The sequence below is a fragment of the Methylobacterium sp. yr668 genome, assembly GCF_900116245.1.
Taxonomy (GTDB): domain Bacteria; phylum Pseudomonadota; class Alphaproteobacteria; order Rhizobiales; family Beijerinckiaceae; genus Methylobacterium.
Map to the genome: position 1 here is coordinate 208,482 of NZ_FOZY01000002.1, position 19,976 is coordinate 228,457.

General features: G+C 70.7%; 15 protein-coding genes. 6 read left to right on the forward strand and 9 right to left on the reverse strand.

What is annotated here, in order from left to right; all coding sequences use genetic code 11:
* Positions 1-92 precede the first annotated feature (92 nt).
* The 4 genes from tolQ to tolB all read left to right on the forward strand — a co-directional run bounded on the left by tolQ (position 93) and on the right by tolB (position 4,025).
* Positions 93-809, forward strand: a complete 717-nt coding sequence (gene tolQ / locus BM419_RS03535; protein WP_012317751.1) for a protein TolQ — start codon at positions 93-95, stop codon at positions 807-809.
* Positions 810-836: 27 nt separating this feature from the next.
* A complete protein-coding gene (locus BM419_RS03540) occupies positions 837-1,283 on the forward strand; it encodes an ExbD/TolR family protein (RefSeq protein WP_056525315.1) in 447 nt (148 codons plus the stop codon).
* 9 nt (positions 1,284-1,292) lie between these two features.
* Complete coding sequence (gene tolA / locus BM419_RS03545; RefSeq protein WP_056525312.1) at positions 1,293-2,621, forward strand: cell envelope integrity protein TolA; 1,329 nt, start codon at positions 1,293-1,295, stop codon at positions 2,619-2,621.
* Between the two features lie 66 nt (positions 2,622-2,687).
* Entirely contained in the window at positions 2,688-4,025 is a 1,338-nt protein-coding gene (tolB, locus tag BM419_RS03550; RefSeq protein WP_091924967.1) for a Tol-Pal system beta propeller repeat protein TolB, read from the forward strand.
* Between the two features lie 221 nt (positions 4,026-4,246).
* Here the strand turns inward: tolB and BM419_RS03555 are convergent, their stop codons facing one another.
* The 7 genes from BM419_RS03555 to secA all read right to left on the reverse strand — a co-directional run bounded on the left by BM419_RS03555 (position 4,247) and on the right by secA (position 16,391).
* On the reverse strand, positions 4,247-5,479 hold the full coding sequence (locus BM419_RS03555; protein ID WP_091924970.1) for an MFS transporter: 1,233 nt from the start codon (positions 5,477-5,479) through the stop codon (positions 4,247-4,249).
* 37 nt (positions 5,480-5,516) lie between these two features.
* The gene (locus tag BM419_RS03560) at positions 5,517-8,120 is read right to left on the reverse strand and encodes a sensor histidine kinase (RefSeq protein WP_091924973.1); all 2,604 of its coding nucleotides are present in this window, start codon (positions 8,118-8,120) and stop codon (positions 5,517-5,519) included.
* A gap of 371 nt (positions 8,121-8,491) precedes the next feature.
* Positions 8,492-9,892, reverse strand: coding sequence for an adenosylhomocysteinase (gene ahcY / locus BM419_RS03565; protein ID WP_056525300.1), 1,401 nt, complete (start codon positions 9,890-9,892; stop codon positions 8,492-8,494).
* 158 nt (positions 9,893-10,050) lie between these two features.
* Complete coding sequence (locus BM419_RS03570; RefSeq protein WP_056525297.1) at positions 10,051-10,455, reverse strand: hypothetical protein; 405 nt, start codon at positions 10,453-10,455, stop codon at positions 10,051-10,053.
* A 307-nt stretch (positions 10,456-10,762) separates the two neighbouring features.
* Positions 10,763-12,706, reverse strand: coding sequence for a potassium transporter Kup (locus BM419_RS03575; RefSeq protein WP_091924976.1), 1,944 nt, complete (start codon positions 12,704-12,706; stop codon positions 10,763-10,765).
* Between the two features lie 114 nt (positions 12,707-12,820).
* Entirely contained in the window at positions 12,821-13,492 is a 672-nt protein-coding gene (bioD, locus tag BM419_RS03580) for a dethiobiotin synthase (RefSeq protein WP_042673817.1), read from the reverse strand.
* A 7-nt stretch (positions 13,493-13,499) separates the two neighbouring features.
* Positions 13,500-16,391 carry a preprotein translocase subunit SecA gene (secA, locus tag BM419_RS03585; protein WP_091925011.1) on the reverse strand — a complete coding sequence of 964 codons (2,892 nt, stop codon included), beginning with the start codon at positions 16,389-16,391 and terminating at the stop codon, positions 13,500-13,502.
* A 261-nt stretch (positions 16,392-16,652) separates the two neighbouring features.
* Between secA and BM419_RS03590 the strand changes: the two genes are divergently transcribed.
* Positions 16,653-17,588, forward strand: a complete 936-nt coding sequence (locus tag BM419_RS03590; RefSeq protein WP_056525292.1) for a peptidylprolyl isomerase — start codon at positions 16,653-16,655, stop codon at positions 17,586-17,588.
* 46 nt (positions 17,589-17,634) lie between these two features.
* Here BM419_RS03590 and BM419_RS32260 read toward each other — a convergent pair whose 3' ends face one another.
* Positions 17,635-17,793, reverse strand: a complete 159-nt coding sequence (locus BM419_RS32260; RefSeq protein ID WP_020093373.1) for a hypothetical protein — start codon at positions 17,791-17,793, stop codon at positions 17,635-17,637.
* A gap of 93 nt (positions 17,794-17,886) precedes the next feature.
* Positions 17,887-18,969, reverse strand: a complete 1,083-nt coding sequence (gene hemH, locus BM419_RS03595; protein ID WP_042673806.1) for a ferrochelatase — start codon at positions 18,967-18,969, stop codon at positions 17,887-17,889.
* Between the two features lie 292 nt (positions 18,970-19,261).
* Here hemH and BM419_RS03600 point away from each other — a divergent pair, with 292 nt between their 5' ends.
* Positions 19,262-19,951 carry a uracil-DNA glycosylase gene (locus BM419_RS03600; protein ID WP_056525289.1) on the forward strand — a complete coding sequence of 230 codons (690 nt, stop codon included), beginning with the start codon at positions 19,262-19,264 and terminating at the stop codon, positions 19,949-19,951.
* Positions 19,952-19,976 lie beyond the last annotated feature (25 nt).

The following is a 19,976-nucleotide window of genomic DNA, read 5'->3' on the forward strand; positions in this document are numbered from 1 at the left end:
ATTCGCGGGCGACAGCGTTGATATCGCTCACGGATCCGGCGGACGCGGGCCTCGCCCGGCGCATCGCGATCCGGAGCAGGAGACCTCGACGGATGAACCCAGCCGACGCGATGCAGGCCGCGCCTGTCGCCGACATGACGCTGCTCGGCCTGTTCCTGCAGGCCCACTTCGTCGTGAAGATCGTGATGATCGGGCTGCTCAGCGCCTCGATCTGGTGCTGGTCGATCATCGTCGACAAGACGCTGCTGTTCCGCCGGACTAAGGCCGAGATGGACGCGTTCGAGGACGCCTTCTGGTCCGGCCGCTCCCTGGAGGAGCTGTTCCGCTCGTTCAACGACCGGCCGGCCACGGGCCTCGCCGCTGTCTTCGTCGCCGCCATGCGCGAGTGGAAGCGCAGCTTCGAGGGCTCCGGTCGGCAGATCCAGTCGCTGTCGCAGCGCATCGAAAAGCAGCTCGACGTCACCATCCACCGCGAGGTCGAGCGGCTCGAGTCGCGCCTGCTGTTCCTCGCCTCGATCGGCTCGGCCGGCCCGTATATCGGCCTGTTCGGCACCGTCTGGGGCATCATGACCGCGTTCACCTCGATCGCGGCCTCGAAGAACACCTCGCTCGCGGTCGTCGCCCCCGGCATCGCCGAGGCGCTGTTCGCCACCGCCATCGGCCTGTTCGCCGCGATCCCGGCGGTGCTCGCCTACAACAAGCTCCAGGCCGAGGTTTCCAAGGCGCAGTCGCGGCTGGAGAGCTTCGCCGACGAGTTCTCCGCCATCCTCTCCCGCCAGATCGACGAGCGCCTGCCGCTCGCCGCCTGAACCGGCTGATCCAGAGGAGACCGATCCATGGGCATGGCAGCGGGCGCATCGCAGGGCGGCAAGCGCCGCCGGCGCCGGGGCCGCCGCGGCGGACCCATCAACGAGATCAACATGACGCCGTTCATCGACGTCGTGCTCGTGCTCCTGATCATCTTCATGGTCGCGGCGCCGATGATGACCGTGGGCGTGCCCCTCGACCTGCCGCAATCCAAGGCCTCGCCGCTCAATTCCGACGTGAAGCCGATCACCCTGTCGATCCGCCAGACCGGCCAGGTCTTCCTCGGCGAGGACGAGCTCACCGACGACTCGATCGTGCCGAAGCTCATGGAGACTGCCAAGTCCGGGACCGAGGAGCGCGTCTTCGTGCGCGGCGACAAGCGGGTCGATTACGGCCGCGTGGCGCAGGTGATGGCGATCGTGACCGGCGGCGGCTTCAAGAAGGTCGCCCTCGTCACCGAGCCTGAGCATCAGTAGGGCCGTCCCGTGGAGTTCCGCTTCGACCGCAAGGAACCGGGTGTCTGGATCTCCGCCGGCACCCACGTCGCGCTCCTCGCGCTGGCGCTGGTCAGCGTCGCGGCCCCGGCCCTGCCGGAGGCCCAGGAGGGCGTGCCCGTCGAGGTGATCACCGAGAACCAGTTCTCCGAGATCACAAAGGGCGAGCGTCAGGCCGACAAGCCGATGCCGAACGCCACCTCGCGGGCCGACCGCAAGGCCGAGAAGTTCGAGGACCGCGAGCCCGAGAATTCCAAGCAGGACGCGCCGACCGCCCCGACCCGCACGGCCGAGATGAAGCTCGCCAACGCGGACGAGATGCCGCTGCGCGCTGAGCCCGATCCGCAGGAGGCGGCCCAGGCCGCCAAGGCGGCGGAGAAGGCGGCGCAGGAGAAGCGCGACGCCGAGAAGGCTGCCGCCAAGGCGGCCGAGAAAGCGGCCGAGAAGGCCGCCGCGGAGAAGGCTGCCGCCGCCAAGGCCGAGGCGAAGGCCAAGGCCGAGGCGGTCGCGAAGGCCGAGGCCGAGAAGCGCGAGCAGCTCGAGAAGCTGATCGAGAAGCAGGAGGCCGAGGCCGCGGCGGCCGCCCAGAAGGCCGCCGCCGCGAAGAAGGCCGAAGCCGCCAAGGAAGCGGCCAAGAAGGCCGCCGACGCGAAGGCCAAGGCCGAGGCCGAAGCCGAGCGTCAGAAGGAGATCGCGGAGGCCAAGGCCGAAGCCGAGCGCGAGAAGGCGGAGGCCGCCGCCAAGGCGAAAGCTGAGGCCGCGAAGGCCGAGGCGGCCGCCAAAGCCGAGGCCGCCGCCAAGGCGAAGGCGAAGGCCATGGCGGACGCGAAGGCCAAGGCCGATGCCGAGGCCAAGGCGCGCAAGCAGGCCGAACTCGCCGACAAGTTCAACGCCGGCGACATCCGCTCGATGCTCGCCTCGAAGGCGCCGTCGCAGTCGACCGGCGCCACCGGCCACGCGGTGCAGAAGGTGGCGGCGCTCGGCGCCGCGACCGGCAACGCGCAGCGCCTCTCGCCGTCGCTGCGCGACGCCCTGGTCGGCCTGCTCCAGCAGCAGATCGAGCGGTGCTACTCGGCGCCCCCCGGCGCGGCCCAGGGCGTGGTCCTGCCGGTGCTCGACATCCGCCTGAACCCGAACGGCTCGCTCAGCACGGAGCCGCGGATCATGCGCGGCGGGGCGAGCGCGGTCGACCAGTCGATCGCGCAGGCCGCACTCCGGGCGGTCCGCCGCTGCGCGCCGTACAACATTCCGGCCACCTACGCGCCGTACTACAACGACTGGAAGGCCATCAACGCGGAGTTCGAGTTCACGGCGACCTGAGGTCTTCCAGCCAGTGTCCCGCCGTCCCCGCGTTCCCGTCTGATCGTCACTCGGATCCGACCCACCATGCTGCACCTCCCCTCCGTCGGGCGCCTCCCGACGTCCTATGCCACGCGCCTGCTCGCGCTCCTCGTGATGCTGACGGGCCTCCTGGCGGGGCCGGCCCAGGCGCAGCTGCAGCTGCGCATCGGCGGCGGCAACTTCCAGCCGATGCCCATCGCCATCGCGGATTTCGGCGGCGACCCGAGCCTCGCGGGCCTCGTCTCCGGCGTGGTCACCAACGACCTGCGCCGCTCCGGCTACTTCACGCCGCTCGACCACGCCCGCTTCCCCGAGCAGCCGAACTTCGACGCCGCGCCGAACTTCGAGAAGTGGCGCGCCACCGGCGTGCAGGGCCTCGTCACCGGCCGGGTCGTCCGCGAGGGCGGCCGGGTCAAGGTCGAGTTCCGGCTCTGGGACGTGACCAACGGCCAGCAGATGACCGGCCAGCAATACGGCACCGACGCCGCCAACGTCCGGCGCACCGGCCACCTGATCGCCGACGGGGTCTACACCAAGATCACCGGCCTCGGACCCTGGTTCGACAGCCGCATCGCCTTCGTGGACGAGACCGGTCCCAAGGAGAACCGCCGCAAGCGCCTGATGGTCATGGACCAGGACGGCGCCAATGTCCGGGCGATCACCACCGGCGAGATGTCGATCGTGGCCCCGCGCTACTCGCCAGCCACGCAGGACATCGCCTTCATGGCCCAGGCCACCGGCCACCAGCCGCGGGTGCAGATGATCAACCTGGAGACCGGCTCCCGCCAGGCGCTCGGCAACGTCGATTCGATGAGCGCGAGCCCGCGCTTCTCGCCGGACGGCCGCAAGATCGTGATGAGCGTCCAGCAGGGCGGCAACGCCGACATCGTCACGATGGACCTCGCCTCGAAGGCCCAGCGCTCGATCACCAACGGCATGGCGATCGACACCTCGCCGACCTACTCGCCGGACGGGTCGCAGATCGCCTTCGAGTCCGACCGCGGCGGCTCCCAGCAGGTCTACGTGATGGGGGCGGACGGCTCGAACCCGCACCGGATCACCTTCGGGCCCGGCTCGGCCTCGCAGCCGGCCTTCTCGCCCCGGGGCGACCTGATCGCCTACACCCGCCAGCGCAACGGCGGCTTCGCCATCTGCGTCTCGAAGCCCGACGGCTCCGGCGAGCGCGTGCTCACCGAGGGCTTCCACAACGAGGGCCCGACCTTCGCGCCGAACGGCCAGTACGTGCTGTTCTTCCGCGATCCGGGCGGCCAGGGCGGCGGCAAGCTGTTCATGGTCGACATTACCGGCAAGGTGGAGCAGCCGGTCCCGACGCCCGCCTACGCGTCCGACCCGACCTGGTCGCCGCTGCTGTCGGGCCGCTGAGCGCGTCGCGGAGCCCGGCTCACGAGGCGGGCTCCGGGACCGTTCCCGATCCTGGTGCAACGGTTCGGCAGGACGGCAGCTCCGGTCGAGAGAGCTGCGCCTTACCCCTCTCCCCTACACGGGAGAGGGGACCCGCGTTTCGTGCGGCGCCGGCTCGCGGGGCCACGATCGCCACGGCCGTCATCCGGGACGCGTCGCGTCCCGAGCCGCGCGATGGCGCGCTAGCCCTGCATCATCAGCCGGTCGCGGGCCCTCAGCGCCGGGAAGAGCCTGCCCCAGAGCAGCGCGACCCCGACCGTCGCGGCGCCGCCGACCACCACCGCCAGGACCGCGCCGATCGCGGCGGCGAGCAGCCCCGATTCGAACTCGCCGAGCTCGTTCGAGGCGCCGATGAATACCGTGTTCACCGCCGAGACGCGGCCGCGCATCGCGTCCGGCGTCTCGCCCTGCACGAAGGTCTGGCGCACGTAGACCGAGATCATGTCGGCGGCGCCCGTGACGAACAGGCAGGCCATCGACAGCGGCAGCGACGTCGACAGCCCGAACGCGACCGTGGCGGCCCCGAATACCGCGGCGGCGCGGAGCATGCGCACGCCCGCGTGGCGCCGCAGGGGGTAGTTCGCCAGCAGCACCGCCATGGCGACAGCCCCGAAGGCCGGCATGCTCCGGAGCGCGCCGAGGCCGAGCGGGCCGACGTGCAAGACCTCCGCGGCGTAGATCGGCAGCAGCGCCGTGGCGCCGCCGAGCAGCACCGTGAACAGGTCGAGGCTGATCGCCCCGAGCACCACCGGCTGGGAGCGGATGTAGTCGATCCCGGCCGAGAGCGCCGCCCAGGTGATCGGCGGCCGCTCGCTCACCGCCGCCGGCCGGTAGCGGATCAGCAGGGTCAAGGCGCTGGCCAGGGCGAAGCTGCCCCCTGCCCCACCGAACACGACGGCGGGTCCGAGGGCGTAGAGGAAGCCGCCGAGCGCCGGCCCCATCACCGACGCGCTCTGCCAGAGGGACGCGTTCCACGCGATCGCCGAGCCGAAAAGCGGCCCGGGCACCAGGGTCGGGAGCAGCGCCTGCAGGGCCGGGTTGGCGAAGGCCCGGGCCGTGCCGACGACGATGACCAGGGCGTAGATCGGCCAGACGGAGTGCACGCCCGCGAGGGCGCAGGCGAGGAGGCCGAGGCTCGCGGCGCTCTGGAGCGCGAAGGCGGCGGCGCCGACGAGGCGCCGGTCGTAGGCGTCGGCGACGTGGCCGGTGATCAGCGCGCACAGCATCGCCGGCAGGAAGCCCGCGAGGCCCACGAGGCCCAGCGCCAGGGCGGAATGGGTCAGGTCGTAGACGTACCAGCCGATCGCCACCGCCTGCATCTGGTAGGCGAGGCCCGTGAGGAACCGGGCCGAGCCGAACAGGCGGAAGTCGCCGATGCCGAAGACGGCCCAGCCGGAACGATCATGCGCGGACATGCCTCCTGCTGCGCGGGACCGGCCGCGGAATCAAGCGCTACGGTGACGTTCGCCGGTCGGATGTCGGCGGCTCCGGTCTGCTCGACTGCAGCGTCAGGGTCGGCTTGCGCGGCGGCGGCGGCGGCGGCGGCGACAGGACGGGCGGCTCGGGTTCGAGCGGCGGCGCGCGCCGGCCCTCGCCCGCGAGGTCGGTGGGGAACGTGCAGGTGACGCGGGTGCCGCTGCCCGGCGCGGTCTCCAGCTGCACCCGTCCCCCGTGCAACTCGACGAAGGAGCGCACGATCGACAGGCCGAGGCCGACGCCCCGGTGGCGGGTTCCGAGGGTGTGGCTCTCGAAGCGGTTGAACACCGAATCGGCGATCTCGGGCGGCATGCCCCGGCCGTGGTCGCGCACGCTGAGGAGAAGCTCCTGCGCGGTCCGGCGGGCATGGACCTCCACGCGCTGGCCGGCATCCGAGAAGCCGACGGCGTTCGAGAGCAGGTTGAACAGGATCTGGCGCACCCGCTTCCCGTCGGCGTGGACGCTGCCGATATCCTCCGGCACGTCGAGGGCGAGGGTGATGTGCGATTCGGCGAGCCGGTCCTCGATGCCGCGGACGGCGGCCTCGACGGTGGCCTGGACGTCGACCTCCTCCCGCTGCAGCTCCAGCGAGCCGGCGTCGATCGAGGCGAGGTCGAGGATGTCGTTGATGATGACGAGCAGCGCCGCCGAGGAGCGCATGATGTGGTCGGAATACTCGCGCTGGCGCTCGTTGAGCGCGCCGACGGTCTCGTCGCCGAGAAGCTGGGTGAAGCCGATGATGTTGGTGAGCGGGGAGCGCAGCTCGTAGGAGACGTGGTGCACGAAGGTGTCGCGCAGCTGCGCGGCCTTCTCCAGGGCATCGTTCTTCTCGGTGAGCGCCCGCTCGACGTTCACACTCGCCGTGACGTCGATCAGGGTCAGGAGCGTCGCGCCCTCCGGGAGCGGCTGCGCGGCGCAGTCGAGCACGGTGCCGTCGACCACCTCGAGGCGGCACGTCCGGACCGTGCGCGATTCGAGGCCGACCACCGCGTCGCGGATGTCGAGCCACGGCTCCTCGACGGGGGCGAGCGCCCGGCAGGCGGCGATCACCGCGTCCACGTGCGGGCGCTCCTCGATCATCTCCGGGTCGAGCCGCCACACGGTGAAGAAGGCGCGGTTGGCGAGGGACAGGCGCCCGTCCGCGCCGAACACGGCCACCGGCTCGGCCAGCGTGTCCAGGGTCTCGGCCTGCAGGCGGCGCAGGGCGTTGTAGCGGGACTCGGCGTTCAGGCGGTCGGAGACGTCGTCGAACAGGTAGGTCAGGCCGCCCTGCGGGTTCGGGTCCGCGACCACGCGCAGGGTCCGGCCGTCGGGCAGGTACCACCAGGTCTGGTTCGCCTCCGCGGCCCGGTAGGCGGACAGAACGCCCTGCTTCCAGCCGCGGAAATCCGCGTGCTCCTCGAGCTTCCGCTCCGCCCGCAGGTGGTCGAGGATCTCGCCGTCAGAGGGACGCCCGTCGAGGAAGGCCTGGTCGAGGTCCCAGAGCTGCCGGTAGGCGGCGTTGTGGAAGATCAGCCGCTGCGAGACGTCGAACATCGCGACCGCGGTCGGCAGCTGGTCCAGGGTCCGCACGTTGGCGTTCATCTGCCGCTGCAGGTCGGCGCGCACGCTCTCGAGTTCCGACACGTCGATGGCGATGCCGACGCGGCCGGTCTCCAGCCCGGTCTCGAATACGTCGAGCATCCGCCGGTTCCCGGCCACGATGGCCGAGAGGCGCGGGACGCTCCGGGTCAGGCCGGCGAACCGGGCTGCCTCCTCGCGAGCGATCGTCTCGCGGGCCGGCCGGTCGAACAGCTCCAGGCCGGCATCGAGGGCGGCCTCGCGGCTCTCCGCCTCGACCGCCGCCACGTAGGCGGCGTTGACCCAGCTCAGGCCACCGTCGCGGTTGCGCCGCCAGACCGGCTGGGGAATCGCGTCGAGGAGCCCCGACAGGGCCGACAGTCCCCGGCGGGTCTCGTCCAGGGTCGCGCGCAGGTCGGCGATCTCGCAGCGCTCCTGGCTGGTCTCGCGTAAGCGCAGGAGCGCCCGCCCCGCCACGGCCTGCCCGTGGGCCTCGATGTTGCGGCCGGTCTGGGTCCGCAGGCTCAGCGCGAAGCTGGTGCCGCGCGCCCGCAGGGTCTCCACGGCGGCCTCGACGGCGGCCGCGTCCGCGGCGACGAGCCACGTGCCGAAGGCCAGGACGCGGCGGGCGTAACCGGAGGTCGGTCGCTCGCCGTGGATCGCGAGGCTGATGTCGCCCTCGACCACCGGCTCGCTGCGATGATCCCAGGTGACGATGATCTGCCGCTCGGCGTTGAGGAGCATCTCGGCCCGGTCATGGGCGCCGCGCAGGACGTCGAGCGTCGCGGCGAGCTCGCGCTCGCGGCGGGTCCACCGGCCGCGCTCGTAGAGGTGCAGAAGCGACAGGATCACCGCGAAGGCCACGAGGCCGCCGAAGATCGCCAGGGCGGCCACGCTGTGGATCTCCCGCGCGGGATGCGCGGCGGCGGCCTCCGGCAGCTCGGCGAAGGCCGCGCTCGCCGTCGTCAGCGCGAGCGCGCCCACGCCGATCCGAACGTGTGTCGCACGACCGACACCCATGGTTTGCCCCGCCCCCGTACCCGATGGCTGTCCGACCGGCGCGCGTCGCCGCGCGGCGCAGAAGGCACCGTTCCCGCGGCGATTCTCCCCAACCGCCGCAGCCCCATCGATCTAAGATTCGCCCGCACTCTAGGTGCGGCGGAATCGCCCCGGAAGGGGAACGAAGCGTGGCTTTGGGCAAAGTCGGCATAATCAGCCGTTAACGACACACAGAAGACACAGTTCGATTCGGCCGTCTGCGCTTGACAAACGAGAAGGCCCGGCGCAGCGCGCCGGGTCTCCAAATCTCTCCACCGGGCCGCGCCGCCGGATCGCGGTGGCACGGTGCCGGCCCCGGAAACGAGGCCGTCCGCGCCACCGGCGATGCGGGCTCAGTAGCGGTAGTGCTCGGGCTTGAACGGGCCGCTCTCGGAGACGCCGATATAGGCGGCCTGATCGGGGCGGAGCTTCGAGAGCTTCACGCCGATCTTCTCCAGATGCAGGGCGGCGACCTTCTCGTCGAGGGTCTTCGGCAGGGTGTAGACCTGCTTCTGGTACTTGCCCGGGTTGGACCAGAGCTCGATCTGGGCCAGCGTCTGGTTGGTGAACGAGGCCGACATCACGAAGGACGGGTGACCGGTGGCGTTGCCGAGGTTCACCAGGCGACCCTCCGAAAGGAGGATGATGCGGTGGCCGTCCGCGAAGGTGATCTCGTCCACCTGCGGCTTGATGTTCGACCACTTGAGGTTCTTCAGGCCGGCGACCTGAATCTCGTTGTCGAAGTGGCCGATGTTGCAGACGATCGCCCGGTCCTTCATCGCCCGCATGTGGTCGATGGTGATGATGTCCTTGTTGCCGGTGGCGGTGACGAAGATGTCGGCGCGCGGGGCCGCATCCTCCATGGTCACGACCTCGTAGCCCTCCATCGCGGCCTGGAGCGCGCAGATCGGGTCGATCTCCGACACGAGCACGCGGCAGCCGGCGTTGCGCAGGGACGCGGCCGAACCCTTGCCCACGTCGCCGAAGCCCGCGACCATCGCGACCTTGCCGGCCATCATAACGTCGGTGCCGCGGCGGATGCCGTCGACCAGCGACTCCTTGCAGCCGTACAGGTTGTCGAACTTCGACTTGGTGACCGAGTCGTTCACGTTGATCGCCGGGAAGAGCAGCTTGCCCTCCTTGGCCAGCACGTAGAGGCGGTGGACGCCCGTGGTGGTCTCCTCGGAGACGCCCTTGATGCTGTCGGCGAGGCCGGCGAACCAGCCCTTCGGCTTCTCGGCGAGCTTGCGCTTGAGGAGCGCGAAGAAGACCTCCTCCTCCTCGCTGGCCGGCTTGTCGAGGAACGCGGTGTCGCCGTTCTCGGCGCGCAGGCCGAGATGGACGAACATGGTCGCGTCGCCGCCGTCGTCGAGGATCATGTTCGGCATGCCGCCGTCGTGCCAGTCGAACAGGCGCGAGGTGTAGTCCCAGTACTCCTCCAGGGTCTCGCCCTTCACGGCGAAGACCGGGATGCCGGCGGCCGCGATGGCGGCGGCGGCGTGGTCCTGGGTCGAGTAGATGTTGCACGAGACCCAGCGGATGTCGGCGCCGAGCGCCTTCAGGGTCTCGATCAGCACGGCGGTCTGGATCGTCATGTGGAGCGAGCCGGCGATCTTCGCGCCCTTCAGGGGCTGCGCGGCGCCGTACTCCTCGCGGACCGCCATCAGGCCCGGCATCTCCGTCTCGGCGATCGAGATCTCCTTCCGGCCGTAATCGGCCAGCCCGATATCCTTGACGATAAAATCCTTGGCCATGAGTCGATGGCTCCGTGTTCGCGTTGCGGGTCGGGGCAACCCCCTACCACCGCGCGGCCTACGAAGCAATCAAGACATAAAGATGTCTTTATGCGTTCTGATCGGCGGGGCGGCCGCGCGAACGCCCGCCCCGCCCCGGATCAGGTCCCGCCCGCCGCTCAGCGGGTCGGCCGCGCCAGCCACCCGAGGCCGAACGCGACGGCGGCCACAAGGGCGAGGGTCGTGCCGCGGTTCTCGTCCGCGCGCGCCGCGAGGGTGCGCCCGTGGCGCACGGCGCGGTCGCGGTAGTGCTGGCCGCGCTCGAGCGCCTCGTCCGCCAGGGCGTGCCCGCGCTCGCTGGCGTCGCGGAACCGGGCGCGCCCCTCCTCGACGAGGTGCTCGCCGCCGTCGCGCAGGTCGCGGACCGTATCCCGGGCCTCGCCGTAGGCGTACTGGGCAGCGCCGGCGGCCTGATCGTAGGCGCCGTCGAGCTGGTCGACGGCCCGGCCGCGCACCGCGCCCGCCGCCGTCTTGATCCGGCCGCGCAGATGGCGAACGCCGCCCTCGAGATGATCCCTGTTCATGCTGTCTCTCCATTCCGGCGCGCGCCCCGGGGACGCGACGCCTGCGTCGGGGCGGAACGACGGCGGAAGGCTACGGTTCCCTGAGGAGCGGCGGAACGGCCTCAAGTTTCCGTGCATCGGCGAGCCGGCGCTGGAAACAGGTCCGGACCGGCGAAGCGTCCAGGAGGGGCGCGGCGTCAATCGCCGGGATCAGATCGAGGCACATCGCGGCCGGGCGGGTGCTCCGATCTCTGCGCACGACTCGGCCTGTTCTGGATCGCGCCGCCGCGGTGACTTGCCAGGCGGCGGGAACGTCTCGGGCCGAGGCCTAGATCTCGATCTCGGTGCCGACCTCGACGACCTGCCGGGTCGGCACGCCGAAGAAGGCGCCGGTGCGCTCGGCGTTGCGCTGCATGAAGGCGAACAGGTTCTCCCGCCAGGGCGCCATGCCCCGCTTGTCCCGTCGCGGGATGATCGTCTCGTGCCCGACGAAGACGGTCATGTCGTCGAGGACGTGCGGCGGCAGGTGGCGCGATTCCACCGCGCAGGCCAGCCCCTCGGGGATCGAGGCCTCCTCCATGAAGCCGTAGCGGAGGATCACCCGGTAGAAATCCGGCGCCAGGATCGTCACGTGGGCGCGCCGGTCCCGCGGGACGGTGGGCGTCTCCTCGTAGAGCGCCGTGATGATCAGGATGCGCTCCATCAGGGCGTGGTTGCGCTCGACGAAGCGCGAGAGATGCAGCGGGATGCCGTGCTCGGCCGCCGAGAGGAACGCGGCCGTGCCCGGCAGCCGCAGCAGGTCACGGTGCTGGAGACCGCCGAGGAAGACGTCCTCCGGCAGGCGCAGGGCGGCCCTCGCTTCCTCGACCAGCTCGTTTCCCTTCTTCCAGGTCAGCATCATCGCGGCGACGAGCCCGGCGAGCACCAGGGGAAACCAGCCGCCCTCGAGGATCTTCACGCTGTTGGCGGCGAAGAACACGAGGTCGATGCCGAGGAAGAAGCCGTTGACCACGAAGACCAGGATCGGGTTGTAGCCCCAGCGGAGCGCGATCAGCGCGGCGAGCAGCGTGGTGATGCCCATCAGCATCGAGACCGCGATGCCGTAGGCGCCGGCCAGGGCGTCGGAGGAGCCGAAGACCACCACGGCCGTCAGGGTCGCCACGGCGAGCAGCCAGTTCACCGCCGGCACGTAGATCTGGCCGCGCTCCTCGTGCGCCGTCTGGACGATGCGCATGGCCGGCAGGAAGCCGAGCTGGACCGATTGCTGGGTCAGGGAGAACACGCCCGAGATGATCGCCTGCGAGGCGATGATGGTCGCCATCGTGGCGAGCGCGACCAGGGGCAGATGGCCCCAGTCGGGGCTGAGGCGGAAGAACGGGTTCTCCAGGGCGTCGGGCGCGGCGATCAGCAGGGCGCCCTGGCCGAAATAGTTGAGCACCAGCGCCGGCAGGACCAGCGCGAACCACGCGATGCGGATCGGCAGGGCGCCGAAATGGCCGAGATCGGCGTACATCGCCTCGCCGCCGGTCACCGCCAGGAAGGCCGCGCCGAGCATCGCGAAGCTGACGTGCCAGCCGGCATGGAGCATGAAATCGACGGCCCGGAACGGGTTCGCCGCCGCCAGGATCTCGGGCTTGGCGACGATCCCGGCGATCCCGAGGAGCCCGAGGACAACGAACCAGACGAGCATGACCGGTCCGAACACCCGGCCGATGGCGGCGACGCCCTTGTGCTGGACCAGGAACAGCCCGACCAGGATCACCAGCGTGATCGGCACGACGTACGGCCCGAGTGACGGCGCGTCGACCTTCAGGCCCTCGATCGCCGAGAGCACCGAGATCGCCGGCGTGATCGCGCCGTCGCCGTAGAGCAGCGCCGCGCCCACCAGCCCGACCACCAGGAGCAGCGCCTTCCACGTGCCAGGCCGGGCCTGACGGGCGCCGAGCAGCGCCAACATGGCGACGATGCCGCCCTCGCCGCGGTTGTCGGCGCGCAGGATCAGCACCGCGTATTTCAGCGACACGATCAGGATCAGCGACCACAGGATCAGCGACACCGCGCCGGTGGCGGCGGCTGCGACCGAGGCGCCGCCGGCGGTCGCGGCCTTTACCGCCTCCTTGAACGCGTAGAGCGGGCTCGTGCCGATATCGCCGTACACGACGCCCAGCGCGCCGAACACGAGGGCGGGCCGGAGCCTGTCACGCGCCGCTTCCGCGTCGACCGCGCCGGTCTCGGATCGGGGACTCGCCGCCGGGGCAAGGGTCTGGCTCACCGCAGGATTCCCCCACGGCGCCACCCGGCCTCGACCATCCGGGCGCCGGGCGCGACGCCGTGGCGGTAAAGCTAGGGGCCACGGCCGCGCTGTCCAGCGACGCTCTCGCGGCGCTCAGATCGAGCCGGTCAGCTCCTCCGGGCAGGCGTCGCCACGGCGCAGACAGAATACGGGCGCGCCGGCATGACGGGCGATGGCCGCGGCCACGGTCGCGGCGGGCGCCGGCGCGCCCAGGCTCTCGCTGACCACCACCGCGCGCAGCGGCACATCGTGGAGCCGCAGGGTCTCGCAGGCCGTGAGCGCGTGGCTGATCGCCCCGAGATAGCTCCCCGAGACGAGGAGCGCCGGGACGCCGAGCGCGCGGAGCCAGTCCAGGCCGGTGGCGGCCTCCGTGACCGGGCTCATGAGCCCGCCGACACCCTCGATCAGCAGCGTGTCCTGGGTGCGGGCGATCTCAGCCCGGCACCAGCCGACGAGGTCGGCGAGGTCCAGGGTGCGCCCCTCCAGCACGGCGGCCTGATCCGGCGAGAGCGGTGCCGCGAATCGCCAGGGCGAGCAGGCCTCCACGGCCTCCTCGTCCAGGGCGAGCCCCTGCGCGTCCAGCAGCCGGGCGGTGTCGCTCTCGACGAAGCCGGGATCGCTGAGCGGCGGGACACCGCTCGCGAGCGGCTTCACCGTCCGGACCGCCCGGCCCTGCGCCCGCAGGCGGCGGGTCAGGGCGGCGGTGACGTAGGTCTTGCCGATCTCGGTCCCGGCCCCGGCGATGAACAGCGCCCGCGCGGGCATCCCCGCCTCAGGCCTGGAGGCTGCCGTGGCAGTGCTTGTACTTCTTGCCCGAGCCGCACGGGCACGGCTCGTTGCGGCCGACGCGGCCCCAGGTGGCGGCGTCGGTCGGGTCGCGCTCCAGCACGGCGCCATCCGCCGCGAGGCCCTGCGCCGCGAAGCCGTAGGCCGGTCCCCCGCCGCCGTCGCTGCCCGAGCCGAGGCCGGCGTAGTCCATCTCGTTCTCGCCGGTGACCGGGTCGAGATGCTGGGCGAACATCGGCGGCAGCGCCGGACCGCCGGGCGGGTACTCCTCCTGCGGCTCCTGCATCATGATCTCGACCCGCGAGAGCTGCGCGGTCACCTGCTCGCGCAGGGCGGTCACGAGACCGTTGAACAGGTCGAAGGCCTCGGACTTGTACTCGTTCAGCGGGTCCCGCTGGGCGAAGCCGCGCCAGCCGATCACCTGCCGGAGGTGGTCCAGCGTCACGAGGTGCTCGCGCCAGAGATGGTCGAGCGTCTGCAGGAGGACCTGCTTCTCGATATAGGCCGTGACCTCGGCGCCGTTCTTCTCGGTCCGCTCGGCGTAGGCGGTCTCGGCCGCCTTGAGCAGGCGCTCGCGCATCTCCTCGTCGGCGATGCCCTCTTCCTTGGCCCAGTCCTCGACCGGCACGTCGAGGTTGAGGATCTCCTTCACCTGCTCGCGCAGGCCGGCGACGTCCCACTGCTCGGCGTAGGCGTTCTCCGGGATGTGGCGGGCGACGAGGTCGTCGATCACGCCCTCGCGCATCTCGTCCACGGTCTCGCGGACGCTGTCCTGGCCCATGAAGTCGCGGCGCTGCTCGAACACGACCTTGCGCTGGTCGTTCATGACGTTGTCGTACTTGAGCACGTTCTTGCGCATGTCGAAGTTGCGCGCCTCGACCTTCTGCTGCGCCTTCTCGATCGCCTTGTTGATCCAGGGGTGGATGATCGCCTCGCCCTGCTCCAGGCCGAGCTTCTGCAGCATCCCGTCCATGCGGTCGGAGCCGAAGATGCGCATCAGGTCGTCCTGAAGCGACAGGTAGAACTTCGAGCGGCCGGGATCGCCCTGGCGCCCGGATCGGCCGCGGAGCTGGTTGTCGATGCGCCGCGATTCGTGACGCTCGGTGCCGATGATGTAGAGGCCGCCGGGCAGCGCCTTCTTGCGGCCCGCCTCCGGATCGGCCGGCTCGCCCGAGGCCAGCACCTTGGTGCGGTTCTCGGCGATCTCCGCCTTGATCGCCGCGATGGCGGCGTCGCGCTCCGGACCGTCGGCGAGGTGGCCCAGCTCCTTCTCGATCCGCATCTCGAGGTTGCCGCCGAGTTTGATGTCGGTGCCGCGGCCGGCCATGTTGGTGGCGATGGTGATCGCGCCCGGCACGCCCGCCTCGGCCACGATGTAGGCCTCCTGCTCGTGGAATCGGGCGTTGAGCACGGCGAAGCGCTTGGTCACCCGGCCCTCGCGGGCGGCGGCGTAGACGTCGGTCAGCGCGTTCGGGTCGGAGTAGTCGAGCAGGCTGTAGCCGGCCTTCTTGAGCATCTCGGCGAGGTGCTCCGACTTCTCGATCGAGCCGGTGCCGACCAGGATCGGTTGATGGCGGCTATGCGCCTTGTCGATCTCCGCGATGATGCCGTCGTACTTCTCGCCGACGGTGCGGTAGACCTCGTCGTCCTCGTCGACGCGCTCGACCTCCTTGTTGGTCGGGATGTCGACCACGTCGAGCTTGTAGATCTCGGCGAACTCGTCGGCCTCGGTCGAGGCGGTTCCGGTCATGCCGGCGAGCTTCTTGTAGAGGCGGAAGTAGTTCTGGAAGGTGATCGAGGCCAGCGTCTGGTTCTCGGGCTGGATGGTGACCCGCTCCTTGGCCTCCAGCGCCTGATGGAGCCCCTCGGAGTAGCGCCGGCCCTGCATCATGCGGCCGGTGAACTCGTCGATGATCACCACCTCGTCGTTCTTGACGATGTAGTCCTTGTCGCGGGTGAACAGCGTGTGGGCGCGCAGGGCCTGGTTCACGTGGTGGACCAGCGTGACGTTTTGGGCGTCGTAGAGGTCGCCCTCCTTCAGGAGGCCGGCCTCGCGCATCGCCTCCTCGATGAACTCGTTGCCCTCCTCGGTCAGCGAGACCGTGCGCTGCTTCTCGTCGAGGTCGTAGAACTCCTTGCGCAGGCGCGGCATCAGCGCGTCGACCGCCACGTAGAGTTCCGACCGGTCATCCACCGGCCCTGAGATGATCAGCGGCGTGCGCGCCTCGTCGATCAGGATCGAATCGACCTCGTCGACGATCGCGAAGTTGTGCCCGCGCTGTGCCAGCTGGGACAGCTCGTACTTCATGTTGTCGCGCAGGTAGTCGAAGCCGTACTCGTTGTTGGTGCCGTAGGTGATGTCGCAGGCGTAGGCCTCCTTGCGCTGCGCATCGTCGAGCCCGTGCACGATCGTGCCGACGGAGAGGCCCAGGAACTGGTAGACCTGACCCATCCACTCGGCGTCGCGCGAGGCGAGGTAGTCGTTCACGGTGACGACGTGGACACCCTTGCCCTCCAGAGCGTTGAGGTAGACCGGCAGCGTCGCCACCAGGGTCTTGCCCTCGCCGGTCTTCATCTCGGCGATGCCGCCCTCGTGGAGCACCATGCCGCCGATGAGCTGCACGTCGAAGTGGCGCTGGCCGAAGACGCGCTTGGCCGCCTCGCGCACCGTGGCGAAGGCCGGCACGAGGATGTCGTCGAGACTCTTGCCGTTAGCGAGTTCGGCCTTCAGCATGTCGGTGCGGGCGCGCAGGGCCTCGTCCGAGAGGGCCTGGATCTCCGGTTCCAGCGCGTTGATCTGCGCGACGCGCGGGCGGTAGCCCTTGACGCGGCGGTCATTCGAGGAGCCGAAAATCTTCTTGGCGATGGAGCCGAGCATCATAGACCTGCGGACGCGCGAGCCCGCCCACGGGTGAGCGTGGCGGGCCGGCCTGGACGGAGTTGGCCGGGCTTATAGAGGTAAACATCGCCCGGCGCACCTGGAAGGGGCAGCCCTCAACGCATGCCGGTACGGTCACGGTTCCGGCACCGGTGAAATGGCCGCGCTTGCCTTCTCGCCCGACGCGGGCCACCTGTGCCGCGGCGCGACGCCCGGCCGATCCGGCGCGGCGCCGAGACGTGAGCCGAGGACTTCGCCCGTATGCCGAACACCGCCCTTCTCCGGCGCGTCAGCGCGCTCGCCGTCATGGTCGCGATGCCGGGACTGGCGCTGGCCCAGGCACCCCAGAGGGCCCCGACGCCGGCCGCCAACACGCCGGCCGCCGCTTCCCCCGCCGCCCAGAGCGCCGCCCCAGCCGCCGTGCCGGGCGCCGATGCGGTCGTGGCGAGCGTGAACGGCAAGCCGATCACGCAGGGCGACCTCGCCATCGCGGCCGATGACCCGGCCCTGTCACTGCCCGGCGTCGACGAGGCCCAGAAGAAGAGCCTGCTCGTCGACTACATGGTCGACCTCCGCGTCGGCGCGCAGGCCGCCGAGGCCGCCAAGATCGGCGACTCGCCCGAGTTCAAGCGCAAGCTCGCCTACTTCCGCGACAAGCTCCTGCTCGATGACTACCTGGAGCAGGAGGCCAAGCGCGCGGTCACGCCCGAGGCGGAGCACGCGATCTACGACCAGACCGTCAAGCTGATGAAGCCCGAGGAGGAGGTGCACGCCCGCCATATCCTCGTGGACAACGAGGCCGAGGCGAAGAAGATCGCCGCGCGCATCAAGGGCGGCGAGGACTTCGCCAAGGTCGCCGCCGAGGCGTCCAAGGACCCGGGCTCGAAGGCCGAGGGCGGCGATCTCGGCTGGTTCACCAAGGAGCGGATGGTGCCCGACTTCGCCAACGCCGCCTTCGCGATGAAGCCCGGCCAGGTCTCCGACCCGATCAAGACCCAGTTCGGCTGGCACGTGATCAAGGTCGAGGAGAAGCGGACCAAGCCGCAGCCGACCTTCGACGAGCTCAAGGAGCAGATCGACCAGCACCTGATCCGCAAGGCGCAGCAGGACATGATCCTGAAGCTCCGCTCGGAGGCCAAGATCGACCGCGCCGACACGCCGCCGGCGGCTCAGACCGCGCCCGAACCGAAGAAGTGACGGTTCAAGGCTGACAGGCGCGGCCCCGCGGGGCCGCGCCCCGTCGTCAGTACGGCCGATCCGGGACGAGGTAGCTGGATCGCGCCGGGGCCGGCTGGGGCGTGATGCCGAGGGCCGAGAGCTCGGCGCCGCGGCGCCCCTCGGCGATTCTGTCGAGCACCGCGATCAGCAGCCACGGACACGCGATGCCGATGAAGAACGCCATGTGATCCTCCCGCGCCGAACCGATGGGCCCGTTCGGCTTAGGAAAATAATAGGCGGGCCGGGCCGCGCCGCAAGCGGCATCCCGGCCGGGATCTCAGATCCAGCCCTGGAGCTCGCGGCGCACGACGTGCTCGATCACGCGCATGCCGAGGTCGCTGTCGTTCAGGCAGGGGATGTAGGCGAAGCGCTCGCCGCCGTTCTCCTCGAAATAGTGCCGGTTCTCGCCGTCGAGCTCCTCGAGGGTTTCCAGGCAGTCCGCCGTGAAGCCCGGGGCGACGATCGCCATCCGCTTCACGCCCGACTTCGCGAGTTCCATCACCGTCTCGTCGGTGTAGGGCTTCAGCCACTCCTCGTTGCCGAAGCGCGACTGGAAGGTGACCCGCATCTTCTCCGGAGACAGGCCGAGCGCCTCGCGGATCAGGCGCCCGGTCTTGTGGCACTGACAATGGTACGGGTCGCCCTTGAGCAGGTAGCTCCGCGGCACGCCGTGGAACGAGGTGAGGATCACCTCCGGCTCGAAGTCGAGCTTGGCCAGGCCCTCGCGGATCGAATCGGCCATGGCAGCGATGTAGACCGGGTCGTCGTGATAGGGCGGCGAGACCCGCACCGTGGGCTGCCAGCGCATGTCCATCAGCGCCCGGAAGGCCTGATCGCAGGCCGTGGCCGAGGTCGCGGCGGCGTATTGTGGGTAGAGCGGCACCAGCAGGATCCGGTCGCAGCCCTGGTCGAGCAGCGCCTGGATCCGGCCGGCGACCTCGGGCTTGCCGTAGCGCATCGCCCAGTCGACGACCACGGACTCGCCCATGGCCGCCTGGAGGCGCTCGCTCTGGCCGCGCGTGATCGTCTTCAGCGGCCCCTCGTTGAGCGCGTTGTTCCAGACGCTGGCGTAGTCGCGGCCCTTCGGCCCGGGGCGCTTCGTCAGGATGATCAGGTTGAGGAGCGGCCACCAGATCAGCCGCGGCACCTCGATCACCCGGCGGTCCGACAGGAACTCCTTGAGATACCGGCGCATCGGCCAGTAGGACGTGCCCTCGGGTGTCCCGAGATTCATCAGGAGCACGCCGACGCGGCCCCAGGCCACTTTCGGGTGGTCGGCCGGAAGGGTGCTCGCCGCGGGCTGCAGCGGTGCGAGGGGCCGGCCATTCGCCAGCGCGGCGGGTTCGACGCGTTCGTTCATGGCAGCGTTCCGGCGCCGCGCGCCGAGATCCTTCCTCTGGCTTCCGATATCCGGCGGCCGGCGCGTACGCCCTGGTACGCCTCGGCTTGGCCGGCGCTTAAACCCCGTCGGGTGCGCTTCCATGTAGGGTGCGAAGCCGCCCGGCGAAGGGCGGACGCGACATGCCGCACCGCGACAGGCCGCGCGCTCGACCCCCGTCCCTAAACACGGGCGGCTCCCGGCCGCAACCGCCGCGCCGATGACGGTGCGCGTCCGCCTCCTATCTCGGCGTGGAAACCGATCGCGAGAGACCATGGCCGCCACACCCGTCGCCGACGCCCTCACGGCCTTCCGCGCCTCCGGTTCGCCCTGGCTGAGCCTGCCGTTCTTCGCCGGCGGGGAGGCCGACGCCGTGGCGGCGCGGGTCGATGCCCGAATCGCCGCGGGCGCCCGCGTCCTGCCGGCACCGGACCGGATCTTCCGCGCCTTGGCCGAGACCCCGCAGCCGGACGTGCGGGCCGTGATCCTCGGGCAGGACCCCTACCCGACACCGGGCGACGCCAACGGCCTCGCCTTCTCGTTCGTGGGCTCCGGTCGCCTGCCCGCCTCGCTGAAGGTGATCCTGGCGGAGGCGGGATCCGACCGCGCCGCCGGCGGCGACCTGACGCCCTGGGCGCGGCAGGGCGTGCTCCTGCTCAATAGCGCGCTCACCGTCGAGGCCGGCAAGGCCGGGGCGCACCTGCGCTACGGCTGGGCCGCGCTGACCGATCAGGCCGTGAGCGCCGTCTCGGCCCGCGCGGAGCCCGCCGTGTTCCTGCTCTGGGGCGCCCAGGCGCGGGCCAGGGCCGCGCTCATCGACGCGACCCGCCACGGCGTGTTCGAGAGCGGACACCCGTCGCCGCTCAACCGGGCGCGGGATTTCCCCGGCTCCGACCCGTTCGGCCGGGCCAACCGGTGGCTCGCCGCGCACGGGCGCCCGCCGATCGACTGGCGCCTCGGCTGAGGCCGGCGGCGATCCCGCGAATGGG